General features: G+C 70.7%; 20 protein-coding genes. 15 read left to right on the plus strand and 5 right to left on the minus strand.

All coding sequences use genetic code 11. The annotated features are described in order from the left end of the window. Window positions 1–48 precede the first annotated feature (48 nt). Entirely contained in the window at window positions 49–255 is a 207-nt protein-coding gene (locus ACSDR0_RS21800; RefSeq protein ID WP_435290702.1) for an acyl-CoA carboxylase subunit epsilon, read from the minus strand. Further along, complete coding sequence (locus tag ACSDR0_RS21805; RefSeq protein WP_435290703.1) at window positions 252–1,856, minus strand: acyl-CoA carboxylase subunit beta; 1,605 nt, start codon at window positions 1,854–1,856, stop codon at window positions 252–254. Before ACSDR0_RS21805 ends, ACSDR0_RS21800 begins: the two co-directional genes overlap by 4 nt. 102 nt (window positions 1,857–1,958) lie before the next feature. On the opposite strand from ACSDR0_RS21805, the gene ACSDR0_RS21810 reads away from it, so the two are divergent. From ACSDR0_RS21810 to ACSDR0_RS21820, 3 genes are all read left to right on the plus strand, one after another. After that, on the plus strand, window positions 1,959–2,741 hold the full coding sequence (locus ACSDR0_RS21810) for an ABC transporter ATP-binding protein (protein ID WP_435290704.1): 783 nt from the start codon (window positions 1,959–1,961) through the stop codon (window positions 2,739–2,741). Window positions 2,742–2,770: 29 nt separating this feature from the next. Continuing rightward, window positions 2,771–4,639, plus strand: a complete 1,869-nt coding sequence (locus ACSDR0_RS21815) for a hypothetical protein (protein WP_435290705.1) — start codon at window positions 2,771–2,773, stop codon at window positions 4,637–4,639. Window positions 4,640–4,782: 143 nt separating this feature from the next. Next, complete coding sequence (locus tag ACSDR0_RS21820) at window positions 4,783–7,419, plus strand: phosphoenolpyruvate carboxylase (RefSeq protein WP_435290706.1); 2,637 nt, start codon at window positions 4,783–4,785, stop codon at window positions 7,417–7,419. Window positions 7,420–7,677: 258 nt separating this feature from the next. Here the strand turns inward: ACSDR0_RS21820 and fdhD are convergent, their stop codons facing one another. After that, window positions 7,678–8,835 carry a formate dehydrogenase accessory sulfurtransferase FdhD gene (gene fdhD / locus ACSDR0_RS21825; protein WP_435290707.1) on the minus strand — a complete coding sequence of 386 codons (1,158 nt, stop codon included), beginning with the start codon at window positions 8,833–8,835 and terminating at the stop codon, window positions 7,678–7,680. 153 nt (window positions 8,836–8,988) lie between these two features. Between fdhD and ACSDR0_RS21830 the strand changes: the two genes are divergently transcribed. The 9 genes from ACSDR0_RS21830 (at window position 8,989) to ACSDR0_RS21870 (ending at window position 16,494) form a co-directional block, all read left to right on the plus strand. Continuing rightward, on the plus strand, window positions 8,989–9,813 hold the full coding sequence (locus ACSDR0_RS21830; RefSeq protein ID WP_435290708.1) for a biotin--[acetyl-CoA-carboxylase] ligase: 825 nt from the start codon (window positions 8,989–8,991) through the stop codon (window positions 9,811–9,813). 33 nt (window positions 9,814–9,846) lie between these two features. Beyond that, window positions 9,847–10,365, plus strand: coding sequence for a PH domain-containing protein (locus ACSDR0_RS21835; RefSeq protein WP_435290709.1), 519 nt, complete (start codon window positions 9,847–9,849; stop codon window positions 10,363–10,365). Window positions 10,366–10,368: 3 nt separating this feature from the next. Continuing rightward, window positions 10,369–11,406 (plus strand): adenylate/guanylate cyclase domain-containing protein, encoded by a 1,038-nt coding sequence (locus ACSDR0_RS21840; protein ID WP_435290710.1) that lies wholly within the window; start codon window positions 10,369–10,371, stop codon window positions 11,404–11,406. A gap of 75 nt (window positions 11,407–11,481) precedes the next feature. Further along, on the plus strand, window positions 11,482–12,567 hold the full coding sequence (locus ACSDR0_RS21845; RefSeq protein ID WP_435290727.1) for an S-(hydroxymethyl)mycothiol dehydrogenase: 1,086 nt from the start codon (window positions 11,482–11,484) through the stop codon (window positions 12,565–12,567). Then, on the plus strand, window positions 12,564–13,181 hold the full coding sequence (locus ACSDR0_RS21850; RefSeq protein WP_435290711.1) for an MBL fold metallo-hydrolase: 618 nt from the start codon (window positions 12,564–12,566) through the stop codon (window positions 13,179–13,181). The genes ACSDR0_RS21845 and ACSDR0_RS21850 overlap by 4 nt, the downstream gene beginning before the upstream one ends. A gap of 434 nt (window positions 13,182–13,615) precedes the next feature. Next, on the plus strand, window positions 13,616–13,795 hold the full coding sequence (locus ACSDR0_RS21855) for a (2Fe-2S)-binding protein (protein WP_435290712.1): 180 nt from the start codon (window positions 13,616–13,618) through the stop codon (window positions 13,793–13,795). A 15-nt stretch (window positions 13,796–13,810) separates the two neighbouring features. Further along, window positions 13,811–14,293 carry a bacterioferritin gene (gene bfr, locus ACSDR0_RS21860; protein ID WP_344747432.1) on the plus strand — a complete coding sequence of 161 codons (483 nt, stop codon included), beginning with the start codon at window positions 13,811–13,813 and terminating at the stop codon, window positions 14,291–14,293. 251 nt (window positions 14,294–14,544) lie between these two features. After that, complete coding sequence (locus tag ACSDR0_RS21865) at window positions 14,545–15,213, plus strand: response regulator transcription factor (RefSeq protein ID WP_012888073.1); 669 nt, start codon at window positions 14,545–14,547, stop codon at window positions 15,211–15,213. A 3-nt stretch (window positions 15,214–15,216) separates the two neighbouring features. Beyond that, on the plus strand, window positions 15,217–16,494 hold the full coding sequence (locus tag ACSDR0_RS21870) for an ATP-binding protein (RefSeq protein WP_435290713.1): 1,278 nt from the start codon (window positions 15,217–15,219) through the stop codon (window positions 16,492–16,494). A gap of 75 nt (window positions 16,495–16,569) precedes the next feature. Here ACSDR0_RS21870 and ACSDR0_RS21875 read toward each other — a convergent pair whose 3' ends face one another. Beyond that, window positions 16,570–17,112, minus strand: a complete 543-nt coding sequence (locus ACSDR0_RS21875) for a GtrA family protein (protein WP_435290714.1) — start codon at window positions 17,110–17,112, stop codon at window positions 16,570–16,572. 295 nt (window positions 17,113–17,407) lie between these two features. On the opposite strand from ACSDR0_RS21875, the gene ACSDR0_RS21880 reads away from it, so the two are divergent. The 3 genes from ACSDR0_RS21880 to purE all read left to right on the plus strand — a co-directional run bounded on the left by ACSDR0_RS21880 (window position 17,408) and on the right by purE (window position 20,396). Continuing rightward, window positions 17,408–18,352 carry a hypothetical protein gene (locus ACSDR0_RS21880; protein WP_435290715.1) on the plus strand — a complete coding sequence of 315 codons (945 nt, stop codon included), beginning with the start codon at window positions 17,408–17,410 and terminating at the stop codon, window positions 18,350–18,352. Window positions 18,353–18,608: 256 nt separating this feature from the next. After that, a complete protein-coding gene (locus tag ACSDR0_RS21885; RefSeq protein WP_435290728.1) occupies window positions 18,609–19,694 on the plus strand; it encodes a 5-(carboxyamino)imidazole ribonucleotide synthase in 1,086 nt (361 codons plus the stop codon). Between the two features lie 198 nt (window positions 19,695–19,892). Continuing rightward, window positions 19,893–20,396: a 5-(carboxyamino)imidazole ribonucleotide mutase gene (gene purE / locus ACSDR0_RS21890; RefSeq protein ID WP_435290716.1), complete on the plus strand. Its 504-nt coding sequence runs from the start codon at window positions 19,893–19,895 to the stop codon at window positions 20,394–20,396. A 258-nt stretch (window positions 20,397–20,654) separates the two neighbouring features. On the opposite strand, the gene ACSDR0_RS21895 is transcribed toward purE, so the two are convergent. Continuing rightward, entirely contained in the window at window positions 20,655–21,293 is a 639-nt protein-coding gene (locus ACSDR0_RS21895; RefSeq protein ID WP_435290717.1) for an HD domain-containing protein, read from the minus strand. Between the last annotated feature and the right edge of the window lie 340 nt (window positions 21,294–21,633).

The raw sequence follows: 21,633 nt of genomic DNA on the forward strand, positions 1-21,633 counted from the left end.
CTTAGATGGTCCCAACTCTTGCGCAAGTTGACACCCCGTTCCCGGGATCTATCTCGGCAGCGCGCTGGATCGCCACGCGCCTTGTCCGGTAGGAAGTGCTTTTCGCATGCGATGTGAGTGATTGCTCCAGGATTTCGACGTCTGCGAGGCTTTCGACGCCGAACTCGCCGGTGCGGCACGCGTCGAGAGGGCGATCACCACCGCGGCGATCTCCTCGGGTGTCGCGTCTCCTTTAATGATCTTCAGATGTCTCATAGCGGAATGTTCCCGTGCTTCTTCGGGGGCAGGGTCGCGCGCTTGTTGCGCAGGGTCCGCAGCGCCTTGACGATCTGGACCCGGGTTTCGGAAGGGCGGATCACCGCGTCCACATACCCACGTTCGGCCGCGAGATACGGGTTGGCGAGCGTGTCCTCGTATTCGGTGACGAACCTGGCCCGCTGGGCGTCCGGATCCTCGGACGCGGCGAGCTCGCGCCGGTAGAGGATGTTGACCGCGCCCTGCGCGCCCATCACCGCGATCTGCGCGGTCGGCCAGGCCAGGTTGATGTCGGCGCCCAGGTGCTTGGACCCCATGACGTCGTACGCCCCACCGTATGCCTTGCGGGTGATGACCGTGACGAGGGGCACGGTCGCCTCGGCGTAGGCGTAGAGAAGCTTGGCGCCGCGCCGGATGATCCCGTTCCATTCCTGGTCGGTGCCCGGCAGGAATCCCGGGACGTCGACGAATGTCAGGACCGGAATGTTAAAGGCATCGCATGTACGGACGAATCTCGCGGCTTTCTCGGAGGCCGAGATGTCCAGCGTGCCGGCGAAACTCATCGGCTGGTTGGCGACGATCCCCACGGAGCGCCCCTCGACCCGGCCGAAACCCACGAGGATGTTGGGCGCGAATTGCGCGTGCACCTCCAGGAATTCGCCGTCGTCCAGGACGTGTTCGAGGACCGTGTGCATGTCGTAGGGCTGGTTCGCCGAGTCGGGAATCAGCGTGTCGAGCTCGCGATCCTCGTCGGTGGTCTCCAGCGGCGGATCGGCGTCGAACGCCGGGGCCTCGTCCATGTTGTTGGACGGCAGATAGGACAGCAGCGCCCTGGCGAACTCCAGGCAGTCGGCCTCGTCGGACGCCTCGTAGTGGGCCACACCCGAGCGGGAGTTGTGCGTGTGCGCCCCGCCGAGCTCCTCGAACGTCACCTCCTCGCCGGTGACCGTCCTGATCACGTCGGGGCCGGTGATGAACATGTGCGACTTCTCCGACACCATCAGCACGAAGTCGGTGAGCGCGGGCGAGTAGACGGCGCCGCCCGCGCAGGGGCCCATGATCAGTGAGATCTGCGGGATCACCCCGGAGGCGTGGACGTTCCGCTTGAAGATCTCGGCGTACAGGCCCAGCGAGACGACGCCCTCCTGGATGCGCGCCCCTCCGGAGTCGTTGATGCCGATCACCGGGCAGCCGGTCTTCAGCGCGTGGTCCATGACCTTGACGATCTTCTCTCCGAAGACCTCGCCCAGGGACCCGCCGAAGACCGTGAAGTCCTGGGCGAACACCGCCACCGGGCGGTCGTCCACCGTGCCGTACCCGGTCACGACCCCGTCGCCGTACGGCCGCTGGCGCTCCAGGCCGAAGCTCGTGGACCGGTGCCTGGCGAGGCCGTCGAACTCCACGAAGCTGCCCTCGTCGAGGAGGGCGAGCACCCGCTCCCTGGCGGTCATCTTCCCGGCGGCGTGCTGCTTCTCGATGGCGCGGGCCGAACCCGCGTGGACCGCCTCGCCCAGGCGGCGCTCCAGGTCGGCCAGCTTCCCGGCCGTGGTGTGGATGTCGGGTCCGGAATCCAATGGTTCGGCGCTCAGGGACTCGCTCATCCCAGCAGGGTAACCGTCCCCTTGCGTCGCGAACTATCGGGGGCGATCGTTCGTTTTCCCGTGCGGGCCGGCCGATCGGCGGGCCCCGGAAGGGGAGGCGCCATGCCGGACGTCACGGAGGCGGTAAGGACGCGGGGGCTGTTCAAGAGGTTCGGGCAGCAGGTGGCCGTGGGGGGTGTCGACCTGGTGGTGCCGCAGGGCGGCTTCGCCGGGCTGGTCGGCCCCAACGGCGCGGGGAAGACCACCACGCTCAGCATGGTCACGGGTCTCCTCCGCCCCGACGGCGGCTCGGTCCACATCGGCGGCCTCGACGCCTGGCACGACCAGATCGCGGTCAAGAGCCGCATCGGCGTGCTCCCCGAGGGGCTGCGCCTGTTCGAGCGGCTGTCGGGCAGGGAGCTGCTCTCCTACAACGGCCAGCTCCGCGGCATCCCCAGGGCCGAGGTGGAGCGGCGGGCCGAGGGCCTGCTGAAGGTCATGGACCTGACCGGGGCGGCCGACAAGCTCGTCGTCGACTACTCCACCGGCATGCGCAAGAAGATCGGCTTGGCCGCCGCGCTGCTGCACAACCCCGGCGTGCTCTTCCTCGACGAGCCGTTCGAGGGCGTCGACCCGGTCAGCGCCAACACGCTCGTCGAGGTGCTCAGGCGCTACACCGCCTCCGGCTCGACAGTGATCTTCTCCAGCCACGTCATGGAGCTCGTCGAGCGCCTGTGCGACTGGGTCTCGGTGATGGACCGCGGGCGGATCGTCGCCCAGGGGCCACTGGACGAGGTCAGGGCGGGCCGCAGCCTCAACGAGGCCTTCCTCGGCCTGGTCGGCGCCCGGGGCGACGGCGCGAGCGGGCAGGAGGGCCTGTCGTGGCTGGGCGCGACCCCGGCGTGAGCGCGCCGGACGACCGGAGAGGTGACGGGATGAGCACGGGCGACGACGGTGACGGGGTGCGCGCGGGCGACGGGGTGATCGCGAGTGACGGCGACGAGGGAATCGCGAGTGACGGTGACGGGGTGCGCGCCGGTGACGGGGTGAGCGCGAGTGACGGGGTGCGCGCCGATGACGGGATGCGCGCGGGCGCGCCGGGGGACGTCGGCGCGGGAGGAGGCGCGGACGCGGCGATGGGAGCGGGGGAAGCGGCGGGAGCGGACGCGGCGATGGGAGTGGGGGAGGCGGCGGGGGCCGGGGGAGCGGGGGGAGGCGCGGGGGCCGTGCGGGTGGGGCCCATGGTGTTCGTGCGGCTCAAGCTGCGGCTCGTCGCGGGAAACCTGAGCGGCAGCACCCAGCGCCTGCTGGGGTTCGTCTTCACGGCGATCGCCGCGTTCCTCTTCGGCGCCCTCGGTTTCCTGTCGACGGCCGTGCTGCGCCTCGCGCCCGCCGACACCGCCCTGGAGGTGGTGACCGTGCTGTTCGCCGTCTTCCTGGTGGGCTGGGCGGTCGTGCCACTGCTGGCGTTCGGGCTGGACGACACGCTCGACCCGTCGCGGCTGGCCCTGTTCCCGCTGCGGACCGGCCAGCTCGTCACCGGCATGTTCGCCGCCTCGGTCACCGGCGTGTGGCCGCTCGCCTCGCTGACCGTCATGGCCGGAGCCGTGGCCGGCCTGGCCACCGGGGTCGGCGGGGTGATCCTGGGCACGGTCGCGGTGCTGCTCCACTTCGCGCTCTGCGTCATGATCTCCCGGCTGGTCACCACGTCCCTGTCGGGGATACTGCGCACCCGCAGGGGCCGTGACGTGCTGGCCGTCTCGGTGGTCTTCGTCATCCTGGTGGCCCAGCTGCCCAACCTGCTGCTCAACGGCGGCCTGTCGGCCGACCCCGGGGCCGTGCTGCACGGTCTCGCCTCGGTGCTGCGCTGGACCCCCTCGGGCATCGCGGCCGGGGCCATCGCCGACGGCGGCCTCATGGCGGCCGCGGGGACGGTCCTGCTCGCCGTCCTGCTCGCCGGGACCGGGTGGCTGTGGATCACGGCGCTGCGACGCGCCCTGGTCTCTCCCGACGCCTCCACCCAGGGCGCGTCGGTGCGCAACTCCCGGGGCCTGCTCGCCAGGATCCTGCCCGACGGCCCGCTCGCCGCGGTCGCGAGCAAGGAGCTCAAGTACGCCCGGCGCGACCCGCGGGGCAGGGTCGGCTGGTTCGCCGCCATCGCGGTCACCGGCATCATGGCCTTCTCGCTGTACGGGGACGGGGACGGCGACGGCGCGGCCGGAAGCGTCCTGGCGGTCACGCCCGCCTGCATCGGCGCGGTGATGATCAGCATCCAGTGGTGCAACGCCTTCGGCATCGACGGCCGCTCCCTGTGGATGAACGCCGTCGCCTACGGCAGTGACCGCGACTGGCGCACCGACATCGCCGGGCGGCACCTGGTCGTGGCGACGATCGCGGTCCCGCTGCTGCTCGTGCTGGCCGTGGTCGCGGCACTGCTGGCCGGGGACGTCCTGTGGGCGGTCCCGGCCGCTCTCACCGCCTGGGGCGTCCTCGGGGCGGGACTCGGCGTGGGCGCGCTGACCAGTGTGCTGATGCCGTACACCGTGCCCGATCGCCTGAACGCCTTCACCGGCGCGGCCCCCGGGCAGGGCGGTGTCGCCTTCGCGGCGTCGTTCGGCGCGCTGATCGGCACCGGCCTGCTCGCGCTGCCGATCGCCCTGCCGGTCCTGCTGGGGCTCACGTGGGTCAGCGTGCTGGCGGTGCCGTACGGGCTGCTGCTCTCCTGGGGCGGCCGGAGGGTCGCGGGAAAGATCGCCTTCGCCAGGTATCCGGCGCTTCTGGAGGCGAGCTCCGTGGCCGGCTGATGGCCGTCCCGTGGCTGGTCGGCGGCCGTCCGGCGACCATCGGGTGGCCAGGTGAGCGGCCCTCGACCGGCCTCCCGAATGGTCTAGTCCAATGGGTGAGACCGGTCTCCGCTCGGGAAAACGGACTAGGTACGCTGGCGGGCATGCCCGCCACCGTGTCCCATCAGGCAGAGCGTTCCTCCGCTGTCACCGAGATGCCCGACGAGCTGCGCGCGGACGTGCGACTGCTCGGTGAGCTCCTGGGGCAGGTCCTCGCCGAGCATGGCGGCGATGACCTGCTCGCCGATGTCGAACGGCTGCGCAAGGCCGTCATCGGGGCCCGCAGAAAGCAGGTGTCGGTCGACGAGATCACCGCGATGGTGGCCGAGTGGCCGATCGACCGCGCGGTGCAGATCGCCCGCGCCTTCACGTGCTACTTCCACCTGGCGAACCTGGCCGAGGAGCACTTCAGGATCCGCACGCTCAGGGTCCGCGACACCGGCGAGGAGCCGCTGCCCGAGTCGCTGGCGCAGGCCGTCCAGGAACTCGGTGACGGGAAGGTCGCCGACCTGGTCGAGGGGTTGCGCCTGCACCCGGTGCTGACCGCGCACCCCACCGAGGCCCGCAGGCGCGCCGTGGTCACCGCGATCCAGCGCATCAGCGGCCAGCTCGCCGCGTACAACAGCTCCGACAGGGGCGCGGCCGAGCGGGCGGAGACCCGGCGGCGGCTGCTGGAGGAGATCGACCTGCTGTGGCGGACCGCCCAGCTGCGGTCCACCAAGCTCGACCCGCTGGACGAGGTGCGCACCGCCATGGCGGCCTTCGACGAGACCCTCTTCCGGGTGGTCCCGCAGGTCTACCGCGCCCTGGACGCCGCCCTCGGCGGTGGGGGCGGCACCGGCAAGCCGCGGGCCCGCGCCTTCATCAGGTACGGCAGCTGGATCGGCGGCGACCGCGACGGCAACCCGAACGTCACCTCCAAGGTGACCAGGGACGCCGTGCTCATCCAGGCCGAGCACGTGCTGATCGCCCTGGAGAACGCCACGCTCAGGATCGGCCGCTCCCTGACCCTCACCGCCGACTACACCCCGGCCTCGGCCGGGCTGAGGGCCGCGCTGTCGAGCGCCGTGAACGACCACCCCGACGTGGTCTCGGAGATGGCCACCCGCTCCCCGAGGGAGCCGCACCGGCAGTGGCTGATGTTCGTCGCCGCCCGCATCGCGGCCACCCGCCAGCGCGGCCTCGACCTGGCCTACCGCTCGCCCGAGCAGCTCCTGACCGACCTGCGGACGGCCCAGGACTCGCTGGTCGAGGCCGGGGCGAACCGGCAGGCGTACGGGGAGCTGCAGCACCTCATCTGGCAGGTGGAGACGTTCGGCTTCCACCTGGCGGAGCTGGAGGTCCGCCAGCACTCGCAGGTCCACGCCACCGCGCTGGAGGAGATCGCCGCCGGGCGCACCTCCGAGCGGACCGAGGAGGTCCTGGCCACGATCCGCACGATCGCCTGGATCCAGGAGCGGTTCGGGGTGACCGCCTGCTCCCGCTACGTCGTCTCCTTCACCCGCTCCGCCGACGACATCGCCGCGGTCCACGCGCTGGCCACGCACGCGCTGGGCGATCGGGCGCCCCGGCTCGACGTGGTCCCGCTGTTCGAGTCGGGCGCCGACCTGGCCGCCGCCCCCGCCGTCCTGTCGGGGATGCTGGAGATCCCGGCCGTACAGGCGAGGCTGGCCGACGAGCGGCGCCTGGAGGTCATGCTCGGCTACTCCGACTCCGCCAAGGAACTCGGCCCGGCCGCCGCGACGCTGAAGCTCTACGAGGCCCAGGAGGCGCTGGCCGCCTGGTCGGCCGAGCACGACGTGCCGCTGACGCTGTTCCACGGCCGGGGCGGCGCCCTGGGCCGGGGCGGCGGCCCGGCCAACCGGGCCGTGCTCGCGCAGGCACCCGGCTCGGTCGGCGGCAGGTTCAAGGTCACCGAGCAGGGCGAGGTCATCTTCGCCCGCTACGGTCACGACGCCATCGCCCGCCGCCACATGGAGCAGGTCACCTCGGCGGTGCTGCTCGCCTCCACCCCCTCCATCGAGGCCCGTACGGCCGACGCGGCGGGGCGCTTCCGCGGCGTGGCCGGGCGGGTCGCCTCCGCCTCGGAGAAGGCCTACCGCCTGCTGACCGAGGCGCCCGGCTTCCCCGAGTGGTTCTCCCTGGTCAGCCCGCTGGAGGAGATCGGCTCGCTGCGCCTCGGCTCCCGCCCCGCCCGGCGCGGCCTCGGCGCGCCCCGCTCCCTGGACGACCTGCGGGCCATCCCGTGGGTGTTCGCCTGGGCCCAGACCCGGGTCAACCTGCCGGGCTGGTACGGCCTGGGCAGCGGCCTGGAGGCGGTGATCTCCGAGGCGGGCCTCGACGAGCTGCGCGCCGCCTACCGCGAGTGGCCGTTGTTCGCCTCGCTGCTGGACAACGTGGAGATGTCACTGGCCAAGACCGACCGCGACATCGCCGCCCGCTACCTCGCGCTCGGCGCCAGGGACGACTTCGTCGAGCAGGTCCTGTCCGAGTACGACCTGACGCGCCGCCTGGTCCTGGAGATCACCGGCCACACCCGCCTGCTGGAGGACCGCAAGGTCCTCTCCCGCGCGGTGCAGCTCCGCGACCCGTACGTGGACGCGCTCTCCCACCTGCAGTTGCGCGCCCTGTCCACGCTCCGCGCGGACGAGGGACTGTCGGAGGACGAGCGCGAGCGCCTGTCCACGCTGCTGCTCCTGTCGGTCAACGGCGTCGCGGCGGGCCTGCAGAACACCGGATGATCCGCGAGGCTCTCCGCGGCCGGGACCCTTCGGCCGCGGAGAGTCCCGCCGGGCGGCTCAGAAGCCGATACCGGCGATTCGGGACGGGAGTGGACTTCGGGGACCGGGGTGGACGTTTCAGGGCCGGAGCGGGCGGCTCAGGGGCCGGTACGGGGCTTCGGGGGCCGGTGCGGATGCTCGCGGACCGGCAGAGGTGTCCGGGGACCTGAGCGGGCGTTCGGGGAGCGGAGGCCCGGGACCGGAAGAGGCCGCGGAGGCTCAGGGGCCGACGCGGTGTGCCCCCGCGTAGAGGTTGAAGCGCTCCTCGCGCAGGAAGCCGACCAGTGTCATCCCGAACTCCCTGGCCAGGTCGACGGCCAGGGAGGACGGCGCGGAGACCGCGCAGACGACCGGCAGGCCCGCCGTCAGGGCCTTCTGCATGATCTCGTAACTGGTCCGCCCGCTGACCATGAGCACGTGCCCGCCCAGCGGCAGCCGCCCGGTCATCATGGCCCAGCCGACCAGCTTGTCCAGCGCGTTGTGCCGCCCCACGTCCTCGCGGACCGCGAGCGGCTCACCCTCGGCGGTGAACAGGCCGGCCGCGTGCAGCCCCCCGGTCTTGCCGAAGACCCCCTGGGCGCTTCTCAGCCTGCCGGGAAGGCCGTACAGGACCTCGGGGGAGACCAGCGTGTCCTCCTGGTCGGGCAGCGGCGAGCAGCGTCCGCGCAGCGCGTCGAGGCTGGCGGTACCGCAGACGCCGCACGCGCTCGACGTCATGAAGTGCCGGTCGAGCGAGGGCAGGTCGGGCAGCTCGCCGCGCAGCCGCACGGTCACCGTGTTGTAGCGCGCCTCCGGCGGCACGTCCTCGTCGGTGCAGTAGGCGATGGACGCGACGTCCGCCGGTGCCGCGACGCCCTCGCCGTACAGGAACCCCGCGGCCAGCTCGAAGTCGTGCCCGGGGGTGCGCATGGTGATCGCGACAGTGCGGCGCTCCTCGCCCGCCTGGACGCGGATCTCCAGCGGCTCCTCGGTGGCCAGGTCGTCCCGGCGCTCGTGGATCGTGCCCGCCCGCATCTGCCCGACCCGCGCCCGGGTGGTGGGCCCCGGCCGCCGCACGACCTCCACCACCTCGAAGCCGAGGTCCGCTTCGGAGCCGAGGTCCGTCTCGGAGCCGAGGTCCGTCTCGGAGCCGAGGTCCGTCTCGGGGCTGGAGTCCGTTTCGGAGCCGGGGCCCGCCTCGAAGCCGGAGTCCGCTTCGGGGCCTTGGACGATCTCGGAGGCTGAATTCGTCCCAGGGGCCGGGCTCGCCTCCGAGCCCGCGCCACCCTCGGAGCCCGTGTTCGGTTCCGAACCCGGAACTCCCGAGCCCGTACCCATCTCGAAGCCCGGATCGTCCTTCACGTCGGTGCCGTTCCGTGCGTTGAGATGTCTGCTCATGCGTTCATCATCTCTTTTCACCACCGTCTGAACGATTTCCCGCCCCGCCCGAAAGCCGGACCTTGCCCGCGGACCCAGACTTCGGTAACAGTATTCCCTGGTCATTGGATTAATTCGGTAACAGGGGGTCGTTAGGGGAGGCAAGATGGCTAAGTGCTCGACTCGCCCTTCACTGATCTCGACCGCCCGCCGCTTTCCCAGGCGGCGCTCACTCGCGCGCTGGTCCGCCCCGGCGGCCTCTGGTCCGGCATTTCCGTGGTCGAAAGGACCGGATCGACCAACGCCGATCTCGCGCAGGCCATTCGCGACGGCGCGCGGCAGGGAGCCGTCGTCGTCGCCGAGTCCCAGTTCGCCGGGCGCGGCAGGCTCGGCCGTGTCTGGAGCGCTCCGCCGCGTTCCGGCCTGACGTTCTCGGTGCTCCTGCGTCCCGACCCGCCCCTGGCCAGACAGGGGTGGCTGCCCCTGCTCGTCGGCCTGGCGGTCGCGTCGGCCGTGCGGAAGGTCGCCGAGGTCGACGTACGTCTCAAGTGGCCGAACGACCTGCTGATCGGCGAGCGCAAGCTCGCCGGGGTGCTCGCCGAGCGGATCGACAGCGCGGTGATCGTGGGGGTCGGCCTCAACGTGAGCGTGCGCCCCGAGGAGCTGCCGGTGGAGACCGCCACCTCCCTGGCCATCGAGAAGGCCACCTGCGTCGACCGCGATCCGATCCTGCGCGCGATGCTGCGGGAGATCGAGACCCACTACCGCGAGTGGTCGGAGGCGGACGGCGACGCCGAGGCGTGCGGCCTGCGGGCCGCCTATCTCGCGATCAGCGCCACGGCCGGCCGGGAGGTCAGGGTGGAGCTGCCGGGTGAGCGGGTGCTCACCGGCACCGCCACCGGTGTCGACCGCGCCGGTCACCTGCTGGTCAGCTCCAAGGGGGAGGAGCACACCCTCAGCGCGGGCGACGTCGTGCATGTTCGACCTCACAGCTCATGACGTGGGGCATGAAGGCGTGCCACGATTTGCCCCATGGGCCTACCCGATCACCACATGACGGAGGGGGAGCGACGGATCAGGTCGTTCCACCCTCACTGGAAGCGACTTATCGGCCCGTTCCTCGCGTTGATCCTGATCATCGCGGGGTCCGGTGCCGCTCTTTTTCTCATGCCCGACTTCGAATACCGGTCCTACGCGCTCATCGCGGTGGCCGTGGTCGCCGTCGGCCTGCTGACCGTGTGGTCGTTCATTCCATACCTGCGGTGGAAGAACACCTCGTACGTGCTCACCTCGCACCGGTTCACCATCGGTACGGGGGTGCTGAACAAGTCCATCGACGACATCCCGATGACCAAGGTGAACACGGTCAGCGCCGACCAGACCCTCATGGAGAGGCTCTTCGGCTGCGGCACGCTGGTCGTCGAGTCGGCCGGCGACCAGGGCCGGATCACGCTGCGGGACATCCCCCGGATCCAGGAGGTGCGGGCCGAGCTGTTCCGCGCGCTCGACGACGCCTCCGACGGGGAGCCCTCGGAACCCGGCGGGCGGTGACCCATGGGGCGTGACCTCCTGGGCCTGGGGGAGGGCGGGGACGAGGCGGAGGTCCCCGCGGGACGCCCGACGGCCGAGCAGATCAAGCGCCTCTTCGTCGGCACGTCTCCCCGTTACACCCGGATCGAGGTGGCGAGGCTCGCCGGGGTGCCGCAGGAGCTCACCGAGCGGATCTGGCGCGCGCTGGGGTTCGCCACGCTCCCCGACGACACCGTGGCCTTCACCGACGCGGACGTGGCCGTGCTGGAGCGGGTCCGGGCGATGATGGAGGGCGGCCTGCTGGACGACCGGACCGTCATCCGGATGACCAGGGCGCTCGGCCAGACGACGGCGAGGCTCGCGCAGTGGCAGGCCGAGATCATGATCGGTGCCATGCTCGACCCCGGCCGCCGGCCCACCGACGAGGACCTGGCGGCGGTCATGGAGACCTCGCGCCGGCTGCTTCCCGACTTCGAGCAGATGCTGGTCCACGTCTGGCGCGCCCAGCTCGCCGCCGCCGGGACACGCCTGCTGACGCTCGCCGACATCACCGACGAGATCGTGCCGACCCGGCGCACCCTCGCGGTGGGCTTCGCCGACCTGGTCTCCTTCACCCAGGTCTCCCGCGAGCTGGACGAGCGGGGCCTGGCCGAGCTGGTCGAGGGCTTCGAGGCGCGGGCCTCGGACGTGGTCGCGGAGCACGGGGGGCGGATGGTCAAGACGCTCGGAGACGAGGTGTTCTTCACGGCGGCCGACCCGAGGGCGGCCGCGGTGATCGCCCTGGAACTGGTCGGCGCGATCCGCCAGTACGGGCCCGACGTGCGGATCGGGCTGGCGTACGGCCCGGTGCTGCCGATCATGGGCGATGTCTTCGGCACCACGGTCAACCTGGCGGCCAGGCTCACGGCCATCGCCCGCCCAGGCACCGTCGTCGTCGACGACGGGCTGGCCGAGGCGCTGAAGGACGCGCCCGGCGTCGAGGTCGGCCGCATCCGCCAGCGACCGGCCCGAGGCCTGGGAGTGGTGCAGCCGTACGTGTTGCGCCGGGCTGGTAATCATTGAGGCCGGCGCCCCAAGACCGTTCAACCGGTAAGCGGGCCCGCGAGGGTCGAAACCATGACAGATGAGGTGCAGGACATGCCGTACACCGTGCAAGGCGTGGTCGCGCGTGGCAAGGGCGAGCCCGTCTCGCTGGAGACCGTTATCGTGCCCGATCCGGGCCCTGGCGAGGCCGTGGTGACGGTCCAGGCATGTGGCGTCTGCCACACGGACCTGCACTACCGCGAGGGCGGCATCAACGACGAGTTCCCGTTCCTGCTCGGCCACGAGGCCGCCGGGGTGGTCGAGGCCGTCGGCGAGGGCGTCACCGAGGTGGCCCCCGGTGACTTCGTGATCCTGAACTGGCGGGCCGTCTGCGGCAACTGCCGGGCGTGCCTGCGGGGCCGTCCCTGGTACTGCTTCAACACCCACAACGCCACCCAGAAGATGACCCTGGAGGACGGCACGCCGCTCAGCCCCGCCCTGGGCATCGGCGCCTTCATCGAGAAGACCCTGGTCGCGGCCGGGCAGTGCACCAAGGTCGACCCGTCGGCGCCGGCGCGGGTGGCCGGGCTGCTGGGCTGCGGGGTGATGGCGGGCATCGGCGCCGCGATCAACACCGGCGGCGTGACCCGCGGCGACAGCGTGGCGGTCATCGGGTGCGGCGGCGTCGGCGACGCGGCCATCCTGGGGGCCAGGCTGGCGGGCGCCTCGAAGATCATCGCGGTGGACGTGGACGACCGCAAGCTCGGCTGGGCCAAGGACTTCGGCGCCACCCACACGATCAACTCCCGCACCTCCGACGTGGTCGAGGCGGTCAAGGAGCTCACCGGCGGCAACGGCGCGGACGTGGTCATCGAGGCGGTCGGCCGCCCCGAGACGTACAAGCAGGCCTTCTACGCCCGTGACCTGGCCGGGACCGTGGTCCTGGTCGGGGTGCCCACCCCGGAGATGGAGCTGGAGTTGCCGCTGCTCGACGTCTTCGGCCGCGGCGGCGCGCTGAAGTCCTCCTGGTACGGCGACTGCCTGCCCAGCCGTGACTTCCCCATGCTCATCGACCTGTACCTTCAGGGACGGCTCGACCTCGACCGCTTCGTCTCCGAGACGATCGGCATCGGCGACGTCGAGGAGGCCTTCGCGAAGATGCACCGCGGCGAGGTCCTGCGTTCGGTGGTGATCCTGTGATCGACAGGGTCGTCACCTCCGGCACGTTCTCGCTGGACGGCGGGACGTGGGACGTCGACAACAACGTCTGGATCGTCGGCTCGGCCAGCGAGGTCCTCATCGTGGACGCCGCGCACGACGCCGCCGCGATCACCGAGCGGGTCGGTGACCGCGAGGTCAAGGCCATCGTCTGCACTCACGCGCACAACGACCACATCGACGCGGCCGCCGACCTCGCCGCGCGGACGGGCGCGCCGATCCTGCTCCACCCGGCCGACCAGGTGCTGTGGGAGATGGTCTACACCGACCTGCCGTACACCCCGATCGAGGACGGGCAGGTGCTCTCGGCCGGGGGGATCGAGCTGACCGTGCTGCACACGCCGGGCCACGCTCCGGGCGCGGTCTGCCTGTACGGGGCGGACATCGGCGCGGTCTTCACCGGCGACACCCTGTTCAACGGCGGTCCCGGCGCGACGGGGAGGTCCTTCTCCTCCTTCGACACGATCATCGAGTCGATCAAGGAACGGCTGCTCGCCCTGCCGCCGGCAACGGCCGTGCACACCGGTCACGGCGCCTCCACCTCCATCGGCGCGGAGGCGGGGCACCTGGAGGAATGGCTGGCCAGGGGCCACTGACCGGTCTCTTCCCGCACCCGGCCCACTCGCGCGCCCCGGCCTTCGCCGGGGCGCGTTCGCGTGTCCCGGGGGTCTTCCGTACCCGGCGTGTCCCCGAGGGTGTTCTCCCGTACGCGGCGTGTCCCACGGCCGTCCCCGCCCGGCGGCGTGTCCCGTACCGGCGAGCGTGCCCGAAGGTCCCGGAGAGGTTTCCGGGGCCTTCGGCGGGACGTTCGGTTTCGGCGGGGCGTTCTCGCGGGTCCGCGAGAGAGGCGGACCGGATCTCGTGAGGCCCCTCCGCGCGTCGGGCGACGCGCCCGGCGTGAATCCAGGTGCGATGACGGTGAGGTTAAGGATCTGTGTTCTAGCTCACGTAGGCAAGCCTAACCATATGAGCTACCTTAGGTGTGCCTTACCTATTAACCTATGGTAATCTCCGGAGAGGTCAGCCCCCCGTGTACATATGCGTCTGCCGTGCGGTCACCGAAAATGAGGTGCACGACTGCATCTCGGCAGGGGCCAGGAGCGCGCGCCAGATCCGCGACGCCACGGGTGCCGGCGGCGACTGCGCTTCTTGCGTGCGAAAAATCTGTGCGATCCTAAAGCGGTCCGAAGATTTGATGCCGACCGCATAGCACGAGGAGCCCGCCATGCAGGGCGACAAGAAAATCATCGAACTGCTCAACGAGCAGCTGACCGCGGAACTGACCGCGATCAACCAGTACTTCCTGCACGCCAAGATGCAGGAGAACTGGGGATATACCAGGCTGGCCAAATACACCCGCGAAGAGTCCATCGACGAGATGCGCCACGCGGAGAAGCTCACCGACCGCATCCTCTTCCTCGAGGGACTGCCCAACTACCAGAAGCTGGGCACCCTGCACATCGGCCAGACCGTCGCCGAGCAGCTCCGTGCCGACCTGGACGTCGAGCTTGAGGTGGTCACCCGGCTGAAGCCCGCCATCATCCTGATGCGCGAGAAGGGCGACGCCACCTCGGCCCGGCTCTTCGAGGAGATCCTTGAGGACGAGGAGCGCCACATCGACTATCTGGAGACCGAGCTGGGTCTCATCGGGAGCCTCGGGGAGCAGCTCTACCTCGCCCGCTACGCCGAGCCGCCGTCGGCGTCTTGAGGTGAACGAAGCAGAACACGCCCACCAGATCCCCTCTGGTAGGGCGTGTTCTGCTTTGTCGGCCCATCCTTTGGCGGGCCTGTGCTTTCGAGGGACTTCCAATGCGGGAGACCTACCCCGTGGCCCCCGGTCGTTGCGGGATGACTATCCGGGATTTATCAGTGTTTGCCCAGGTCAATGGATAGGTCAACGACGAGTCAAACCGCGCGCTGTACCCGGGAAACGATCCCCTAAGGTCCTACGATCGCAACATGACCTGTGTACTACTCGCCGAGGATGACACCTCGATCTCCGAGCCACTGGCGCGAGCTTTGCGCCGCGAGGGTTATCAAGTAGAGGTGAGCCCTGATGGCCCGCAGGCTCTGGAGCGGGCTCTGTCAGGTGGCATCGACCTGATCGTTCTCGACCTGGGCCTGCCCGAGATGGACGGCCTGGAGGTGGCCCGGCGCATCCGCGCCGAGGGCCACGGAACTCCTGTGCTGATCCTCACCGCCCGCGTCGACGAGGTTGACACGGTGGTGGGCCTCGATGCCGGGGCCGACGACTATGTCACCAAGCCGTTCCGCCTCGCCGAGCTGCTGGCGCGCGTCCGCGCGCTCCTGCGGCGCGGCACGTCCGAGACGCCCGTGGTTCAGGGCGTGCGCATCGACGCCGACTCCCGTCGCGCGTGGATGGGAGACAAGGAGCTGCATTTGACCACCAAGGAGTTCGATCTGCTACGAGTCCTGGTCCGCGACGCCGGAAAGGTGGTCACCCGCGAGCAGATCATGCGCGAGGTGTGGGACACCAACTGGTGGGGTTCGACCAAGACCCTGGACATGCACATCTCGTGGCTACGCCGGAAACTCGGTGACGACGCCGCCAAGCCCCGATACATCACGACCGTTCGAGGAGTCGGCTTCAGGTTCGAGCGCGAGTAGGAGATGCGCCGCCGCCTGCTCTCATCAACCCTCCTCGTCGCGGTCATCGGGGTGTTGCTGCTCGGCATCCCCCTCGGTGTTGCGGTCAACCGGCTCATCGAGGAGGAGGCGACCCAGGAACTCTCCTCTCATGCCAAAAGCCTGCTGGGGGAGGTCGAGTACGCCCGGATCCAGGACCAGCCCGTCGACGAGCAGCAGCTGGAACGCAAGTATTCCGATCTCTACATTCAAATTTACGCAAAAGGGACGCCGCCCCAGGTGATAACGGTGGGCACCGAGCCCCCCGAGAGCCAGAAGATGACCGAGGACGCACAGTCCGAGAACGGCGTGTACGTCGCGGTCAGCCGGGACAAGACGGGAGTGGAGCGTGAGGTCCGCGCGTGGTTGTTCCTCATCCTGGGACTCGCCGCGGCTGCCCTCGCGGTCGCGGTCGGGCTCGCCATAGTGCAGTCGCGCCGCCTGACCTTACCGCTCAGCGACCTTGCGATGATCGCTGAGCGGCTCGGCTCCGGTGACGCCCGACCGAGCAAGCACCGCTACGGCATCCAGGAGCTCGATCGGGTGGCCGAGGTGCTCGACCGCAGCGCGACCCGCATCTCCGACCTCCTGGCCAGGGAGCGGGAGTTCGCGACCGACGCCTCCCACCAGCTCCGTACCCCGCTCACCGGCCTGACCATGAGACTTGAGGAGATCGTCGCCGCCGCCGACGAGCCGGGGATCGTCAAGGAGGAGGGCGAGGCCGCCATCGTGCAGGCCGAGCGGCTCACCGCCGTGATCGACGAGCTGCTGGCCACCGCCAGACGGCAGCGTCAGGCGCAGTCCGAGATCGTCGAGCTCGACGTGCTGCTCGACCAGCAGTTCATCGAGTGGGGCCCGGCGTTCCGCAGGGCCGGGCGGCGACTGAGCCTGATCGGCACGCGTGGGCTCCGGGCGCTGGGCACCGGCGGCGGCATCAGCCAGGTGATCTCCACCCTGCTGGAGAACTCGCTGGAGCACGGCGGCGGCACGGTGACCGTGACCACCTGCGCCAGGGACAGGTCCATCGTGATCGAGGTGGCGGACGAGGGCAAGGGCATCACCGAGGACCTGGCTCCGCGGATCTTCGAGCGGAACGTGAGCGGGGGCGGCAGCACGGGGCTCGGCCTGCCCCTCGCGAGGACACTGGCTGCGGCGGACGGGGGACGCCTGGAACTCGTACGGGCGCGTCCCGCCGCGTTCGCGTTCTTCCTGCGCCAGGTGGGCGATTCGGGCAGGAACCGCGTCGTCCGCGGGCCCGCCTGAGCGCGCTCCCGCCGGGGTTCCCGGTCGGGGCGTGCCCCCGGCCGGGGTGGCCGGTCGCCGGGCCGGGCGGACGCGCTAGCGCGGGCCGGTGGGCGGCGTGCTCTCCTCCGACGCCTTGCTCAGGAGATACATGTGGCCGTTGACCTGGCTGTTCGGCGGCGTACCGGGGACGGCGACCTCCGGCTGCGCGCCCGGCAGGAAGACCCACTTCTTGTACGACCAGAACCTGAACAGGGTCCCGAGGGCGGTGCCGGTGAGCAGGGCGATGTTGTAACTCAGCGCGTCCTGCAGGCCCAGGGTGTAGGTCACGAAGCCGATCACCAGCAGCGAGATCAGCAGGCCGATGCCGTTGAGGACGAAGAACAGGAAGTATTCGCGGGCGAGGCCGCTCTGCTCGCGGTGCCTGAACGTCCAGTAGCGGTTGCCGAGGTAGGCGAAGGTGGCCGCGATGATCGTGGCGATGACCTTGGAGGTGAGCGGTCCCCAGTCGAGGCCGAACCTGAGCAGGTTGGTGCCGCCTGCGTCGATCACGAAGGCGATCGCGCCGATCGTCCCGAACTTCGCCAGCTCTCGTGCCAGCTCGGCGAGCCGCCGGTAGGCGTGTCGGAGAAACTCCACGTTCCCTGCACGGTCCTTTCGGGGGTCGGCTGCTGATCCGCCGCATCGGAGGACCTCGAACACTCTTCGGGCCAGGTTACCGGTGAGGAGACGTGATCCGCGCGAGGTTGACCCGTTGATATCCATAGCCGTCAGCAGGTGCTTTTTCAACAAATGTCGCATAACACCGGCATAAATGGGGGCGCTGACGTTACGCTGATCCCATAGATCATGGGAGGCCTCCGGCACCTCCGCCTCCCGTGATCGGTCCAGACGGACTGCCGCACGCGACGGCCACTACCCCGGGGATCAACCCTTGCGCCGCCGACTCCTCGCCTTGATCCTCGGTCTGTCGATGATGACCGGTTGCGGCGCGCGGAGCGACACGCGGGTCGGCGCCCCCGAGACCGGTCCGCCGCGTGAGGCGTCCGCCGGGGTGGAGCTCGCCGAGGCGACAGAGGCCTTCACGCTGCTGAGAAGGCTCGACGACGCCTGGCGCGACCGGGACTGCGCGACCGTCGAGAGCCTCACCACCTGGGCGGAGAAAGCGCTGGGCGGTCGTGCCTGCGAGGCGACCCGGAACGGCCGCCCGGCCCCCGCCAGGAAGTCCTACAACGAGGCGGAGTTCTACCTGCCCGGTGTCGCCGAGCCGGACCGCTGGTTCGTCGCCCTGGCCCGCGAGCCCGACCCGGCCTACTTCCTGTTCCTCCAGGAGGACGGCGAGTGGCGGCTCGGCGCCGGCCCCATCCCGATCCGGGGCGAGATCCGCGAGCCGACCGAGGGTGCGGTGCCCACCGACGACCCCGGCGCCGGGGTCAAGGCCCGTCTCGTACCGCAGCGCTACCTGGCCTACCTGACCGACCCGGCGGGAGTGAGCGGGGTGACCTTCCCCAAGGGCGACCCGGTCAGAGAGCTCTTCGACGACCTGGTCAGGCGTCCGCCGAGCGTGAGGCCCGACCGTCTCACCGCCGACGTCCGCCTGCTCGTCGGCCCTCAGCGCGCGCTGCTGCTGCCCGGCGGCGGAGCCCTGGTGATCCACGCACTGGAGATCGAACACCGGCAGAGAGCCCGTCAGGGCCGTTCCTTCCTCGCCCGTCCCATCTACGGCAGGGCCGACCTGCGCGGCTTCACCGGCAGGACCAGAGCCGCCGAACTGACCGGGACCGAGATCGTGCTCGTCGCCACCGAGATCGCCGGCGGTGGTTCCAAGCTCACCACGACCGGCCTGCGCCGCGGTCTCGCCACCCTCACGACAGGCTGAGCGTCGCGGGTGGCGTCACCCTGTTCCCGCCCGCCCTCCGATGACCGGCGGAGCGCCTCCGAACGGCCGTTCCCGTCCCCGGTCCCTGTCGCGGTGTCCGCCAACCGCCCGCTCGCAGCCCGCTCGCAGCCCGCCAACCGCCCGCCGCCTGGTCACGTGGCGCGTGACAGTAAACTTAACCGCTGTGAGCAGCCCTTCTTTGGCCAGTCCCATCGGACCCGTCGTCGGCGTGATCGGAGCGGGCCAGCTGGCCCGGATGACACAGCAGGCGGCCATCGCCCTCGGCATCGAGCTGCGGGTCCTGGCCAACTCGCCCGACGAGAGCGCCGCCCGCGTGATCGCCGACGTGCGCCTGGGCGACTACCGGTCCCTGGCCGACCTGCGCGACCTCGCCAAGGGGTGTGACGCGGTCACGTTCGACCACGAGCACGTGCCCACCGAGCACGTCCGCGCCCTGGCCGAGGACGGCTTCGCCGTGCACCCCGGTGCCGACGCGCTTGTCCACGCCCAGGACAAGGCCGTGATGCGCGAGCGGCTGACCGCGATCGGCGTTCCCTGCCCGCCCTGGCGGCGGGTCGAGACGGCCGCCGACGTCGAGGAGTTCGCCACGGAGAACGGCTGGCCGGTCGTGCTCAAGGCGATCCGGGGCGGCTACGACGGGCGCGGCGTCTGGGTCTGCCGCTCCGCGGACGACGCGACCGAGGTCCTGGCCTCCGGCGTGCCGCTGATGGCCGAGGGGTTCGTGCCGTTCGAGCGGGAGCTCGCCGTGCTGGTCGCCAGGTCGCCGCACGGGCAGGGCGTCAGCTACCCGGTGGTGGAGACCGTCCAGAGCGACGGCATCTGCGTCGAGGTGCTCGCCCCCGCCCCCGGCCTCGATCCCGAGTGGGCCGCGGTGGCCCAGCGGATCGCCCTGACCATCGCCAAGGAGCTGGGCGTGACCGGGCTGCTGGCCGTGGAGATGTTCGCCACCTCCTCGGGGCTGGTGGTGAACGAGCTGGCCATGCGCCCGCACAACAGCGGCCACTGGACGATCGACGGCGCCCGCACCTCCCAGTACGAGCAGCATCTGCGCGCGGTCCTCGACCTCCCGCTCGGGTCGCCCGCGCCGACCGCCCCCGTGGTGGTGATGGCCAACCTTCTGGGCGGCGACGACCCCGACATCTTCTCCCGGTACGAGCACGTGATGGCCCACGACCCGGGAATCAAGGTCCACTTCTACGGCAAGGAGGTGCGGCCGGGGCGCAAGATCGGCCACGTCACCGCGATGGGCACCGATCTGGACGAGGTCCGCGCGCGTGCCCGGCACGCCGCCGTCTACCTCACCGAGGGAAGATACACCTGAGCCCACGGGCTTCCGGCCCGTGAAGACGCCGGGACTCCCCGGCCACCGGAAAGCACCGGGATCGGCCGGAATCCCCGTACGACCAGAAGACGCCGGGACCGTTCGGGGTCCCCGCGGCACCGAAGGCGCCGCACCGGCGCGGACCACGCCACCACCGCGAACGCGCGCGGCCCCCGGGCCGCGAGGCAAGGAGAAGTCATGACCACCGTCGGCATCGTCATGGGCAGCGACTCCGACTGGCCGGTGATGAAACTCGCCGCCGAGGCGCTGGCCGAGTTCGGGGTGGCGTTCGAGGCCGACGTGGTCTCCGCGCACCGCATGCCGGAGGAGATGATCGCGTACGGCGCGGGGGCGGCCGGGCGCGGCCTGAAGGTGATCATCGCGGGGGCCGGGGGAGCCGCCCACCTGCCGGGCATGCTCGCGTCGGTGACCCCTCTGCCGGTGATCGGTGTCCCCGTCCCGCTGAAGTATCTCGACGGCCTCGACTCCCTCCTTTCGATCGTCCAGATGCCCGCGGGGGTCCCCGTCGCGACCGTCGCCGTCGGGGGCGCCCGCAACGCGGGCCTGCTGGCCGTGCGGATCCTCGCCGCCGCCGACGAGGGGCTGCGCGCGAAAATGGAGGCGTTCCAGCTCGCCCTCAAGGATCAAGCCCACGCCAAGGGCGCGAAGCTTCGGGCTGAGGCCGCCCAGCTCGGTGCCTGATATCGCCACCTTTGACCGATGGCTTGACAGCATCGTGGATAGACGAGGACACGAGGGGAAGGGGGAGATCTTCACATATCTTGGAGGTTGAGAATCATGAGGAACGCTATTCGCGCCATCCTCGGACTCACGATGGCGGTGCTGGCGGTGTGGGGAAGTCTGAGCGCCGGTGAGAATCCGAAGCCCGTCGACTCCGCCGTGAGTTCCGTGTCGACGCGCTAGCCCCCGCCGTCCTCACCCTGTGACTCAGGGGAAACGTCATTCGGGCCAGGCGGAGTTCTCGATGACGTCGACGAAGTTGGTACGGACGTATCCCGGCACGAAACGCTCCAGGACGTCGGCCTTCACGTTGCCGAAGGTCGTCTGCGGGCGGTGGGCGATGCCGTCGGTGAAGGCGGCCAGGATGCGGCGCTTGAAGTCCGGGCGGGGATGGGCGGCCACGATCTCCGCGATGGCCTCGTCGGGGATGTCGTCCAGGCCGATCCCCAGCACGTCGGCCTCCACGCCCGTGGTGACCAGGGCGATCTCCGGGGCCATGTGGTGCGGTATCTCCGGTGTGGTGTGCAGCGCGATCGCCTCCCACACGACACGCGCGCCCTCCTCGGACACGCCGTGCTCCCTCAGGAACCGGCGGGCCTCGTCCGCGCCGTCGATCTCGAAGCGCTGGTCGGAGGTCCGGTAGGTCCGGGTCAGGCCGAGATCGTGGAACATCGCGCCGACGTACAGCAACTCGGGGTCGTAGACGAGCCCCTTGCGGTCGCCCGCCAGCGCGCCGAACAGGAAGACCCGCCGGGAGTGGTCGTACACCAGCGGCTCGGCCGCCGCCCGGACGAGTTCCGTGGCCGCCTCCGCCAGGGTGCCGCCGGGAATCCCGACATCCGCGATACGAGTGGTCATCTCGGGCTCCTTCGCACTGGAATGGCGCTGACCTGCGCCAACTCTTCGATGGTCTCCTGGCGGGTGTCTACCCGATCGGCTCGCGAATACGGTCTGCCGGCGTGGGCGGCGCCGGGCGCCACGTCGCCCCCTCGACGTCGCACATCCGGGCCCCTCGACGTCGTGCGTCCGGCGGACGGGCCGCCGCGCCGGGCGCGCCCGCTCGGCGCCCGTGTCGTTGCGGGCGCCGTGGACGGTCCGGATACTGTGTGCGTGGAGCCCGCAGCCGTTCGTGGAGCCGTCGCCGGAGGGTATGTCGCCAGACGACCCGGGGACGTGACGGAGGCGCGCCGGCGTTACG

It is taken from the genome of Streptosporangium sp. G11 (assembly GCF_051192615.1).
GTDB lineage: Bacteria > Actinomycetota > Actinomycetes > Streptosporangiales > Streptosporangiaceae > Streptosporangium.

Excerpts from the sequence above, each read along its gene's own strand:
- ACSDR0_RS21895 (WP_435290717.1), bottom strand. The coding sequence starts at position 21,293 with ATGACCACTCGTATCGCGGATGTCGGGATTCCCGGCGGCACCCTGGCG.
- ACSDR0_RS21805 (WP_435290703.1), bottom strand. The coding sequence starts at position 1,856 with ATGAGCGAGTCCCTGAGCGCCGAACCATTGGATTCCGGACCCGACATC.
- bfr (WP_344747432.1), top strand. The coding sequence starts at position 13,811 with ATGCAGGGCGACAAGAAAATCATCGAACTGCTCAACGAGCAGCTGACC.
- ACSDR0_RS21840 (WP_435290710.1), top strand. The coding sequence starts at position 10,369 with ATGGGGCGTGACCTCCTGGGCCTGGGGGAGGGCGGGGACGAGGCGGAG.
- ACSDR0_RS21820 (WP_435290706.1), top strand. The coding sequence starts at position 4,783 with ATGCCCGCCACCGTGTCCCATCAGGCAGAGCGTTCCTCCGCTGTCACC.
- ACSDR0_RS21835 (WP_435290709.1), top strand. The coding sequence starts at position 9,847 with ATGGGCCTACCCGATCACCACATGACGGAGGGGGAGCGACGGATCAGG.
- fdhD (WP_435290707.1), bottom strand. The coding sequence starts at position 8,835 with ATGAGCAGACATCTCAACGCACGGAACGGCACCGACGTGAAGGACGAT.
- ACSDR0_RS21815 (WP_435290705.1), top strand. The coding sequence starts at position 2,771 with ATGAGCACGGGCGACGACGGTGACGGGGTGCGCGCGGGCGACGGGGTG.
- ACSDR0_RS21845 (WP_435290727.1), top strand. The coding sequence starts at position 11,482 with ATGCCGTACACCGTGCAAGGCGTGGTCGCGCGTGGCAAGGGCGAGCCC.
- ACSDR0_RS21885 (WP_435290728.1), top strand. The coding sequence starts at position 18,609 with ATGACACAGCAGGCGGCCATCGCCCTCGGCATCGAGCTGCGGGTCCTG.
- purE (WP_435290716.1), top strand. The coding sequence starts at position 19,893 with ATGACCACCGTCGGCATCGTCATGGGCAGCGACTCCGACTGGCCGGTG.
- ACSDR0_RS21800 (WP_435290702.1), bottom strand. The coding sequence starts at position 255 with ATGAGACATCTGAAGATCATTAAAGGAGACGCGACACCCGAGGAGATC.
- ACSDR0_RS21870 (WP_435290713.1), top strand. The coding sequence starts at position 15,217 with ATGCGCCGCCGCCTGCTCTCATCAACCCTCCTCGTCGCGGTCATCGGG.
- ACSDR0_RS21865 (WP_012888073.1), top strand. The coding sequence starts at position 14,545 with ATGACCTGTGTACTACTCGCCGAGGATGACACCTCGATCTCCGAGCCA.
- ACSDR0_RS21810 (WP_435290704.1), top strand. The coding sequence starts at position 1,959 with ATGCCGGACGTCACGGAGGCGGTAAGGACGCGGGGGCTGTTCAAGAGG.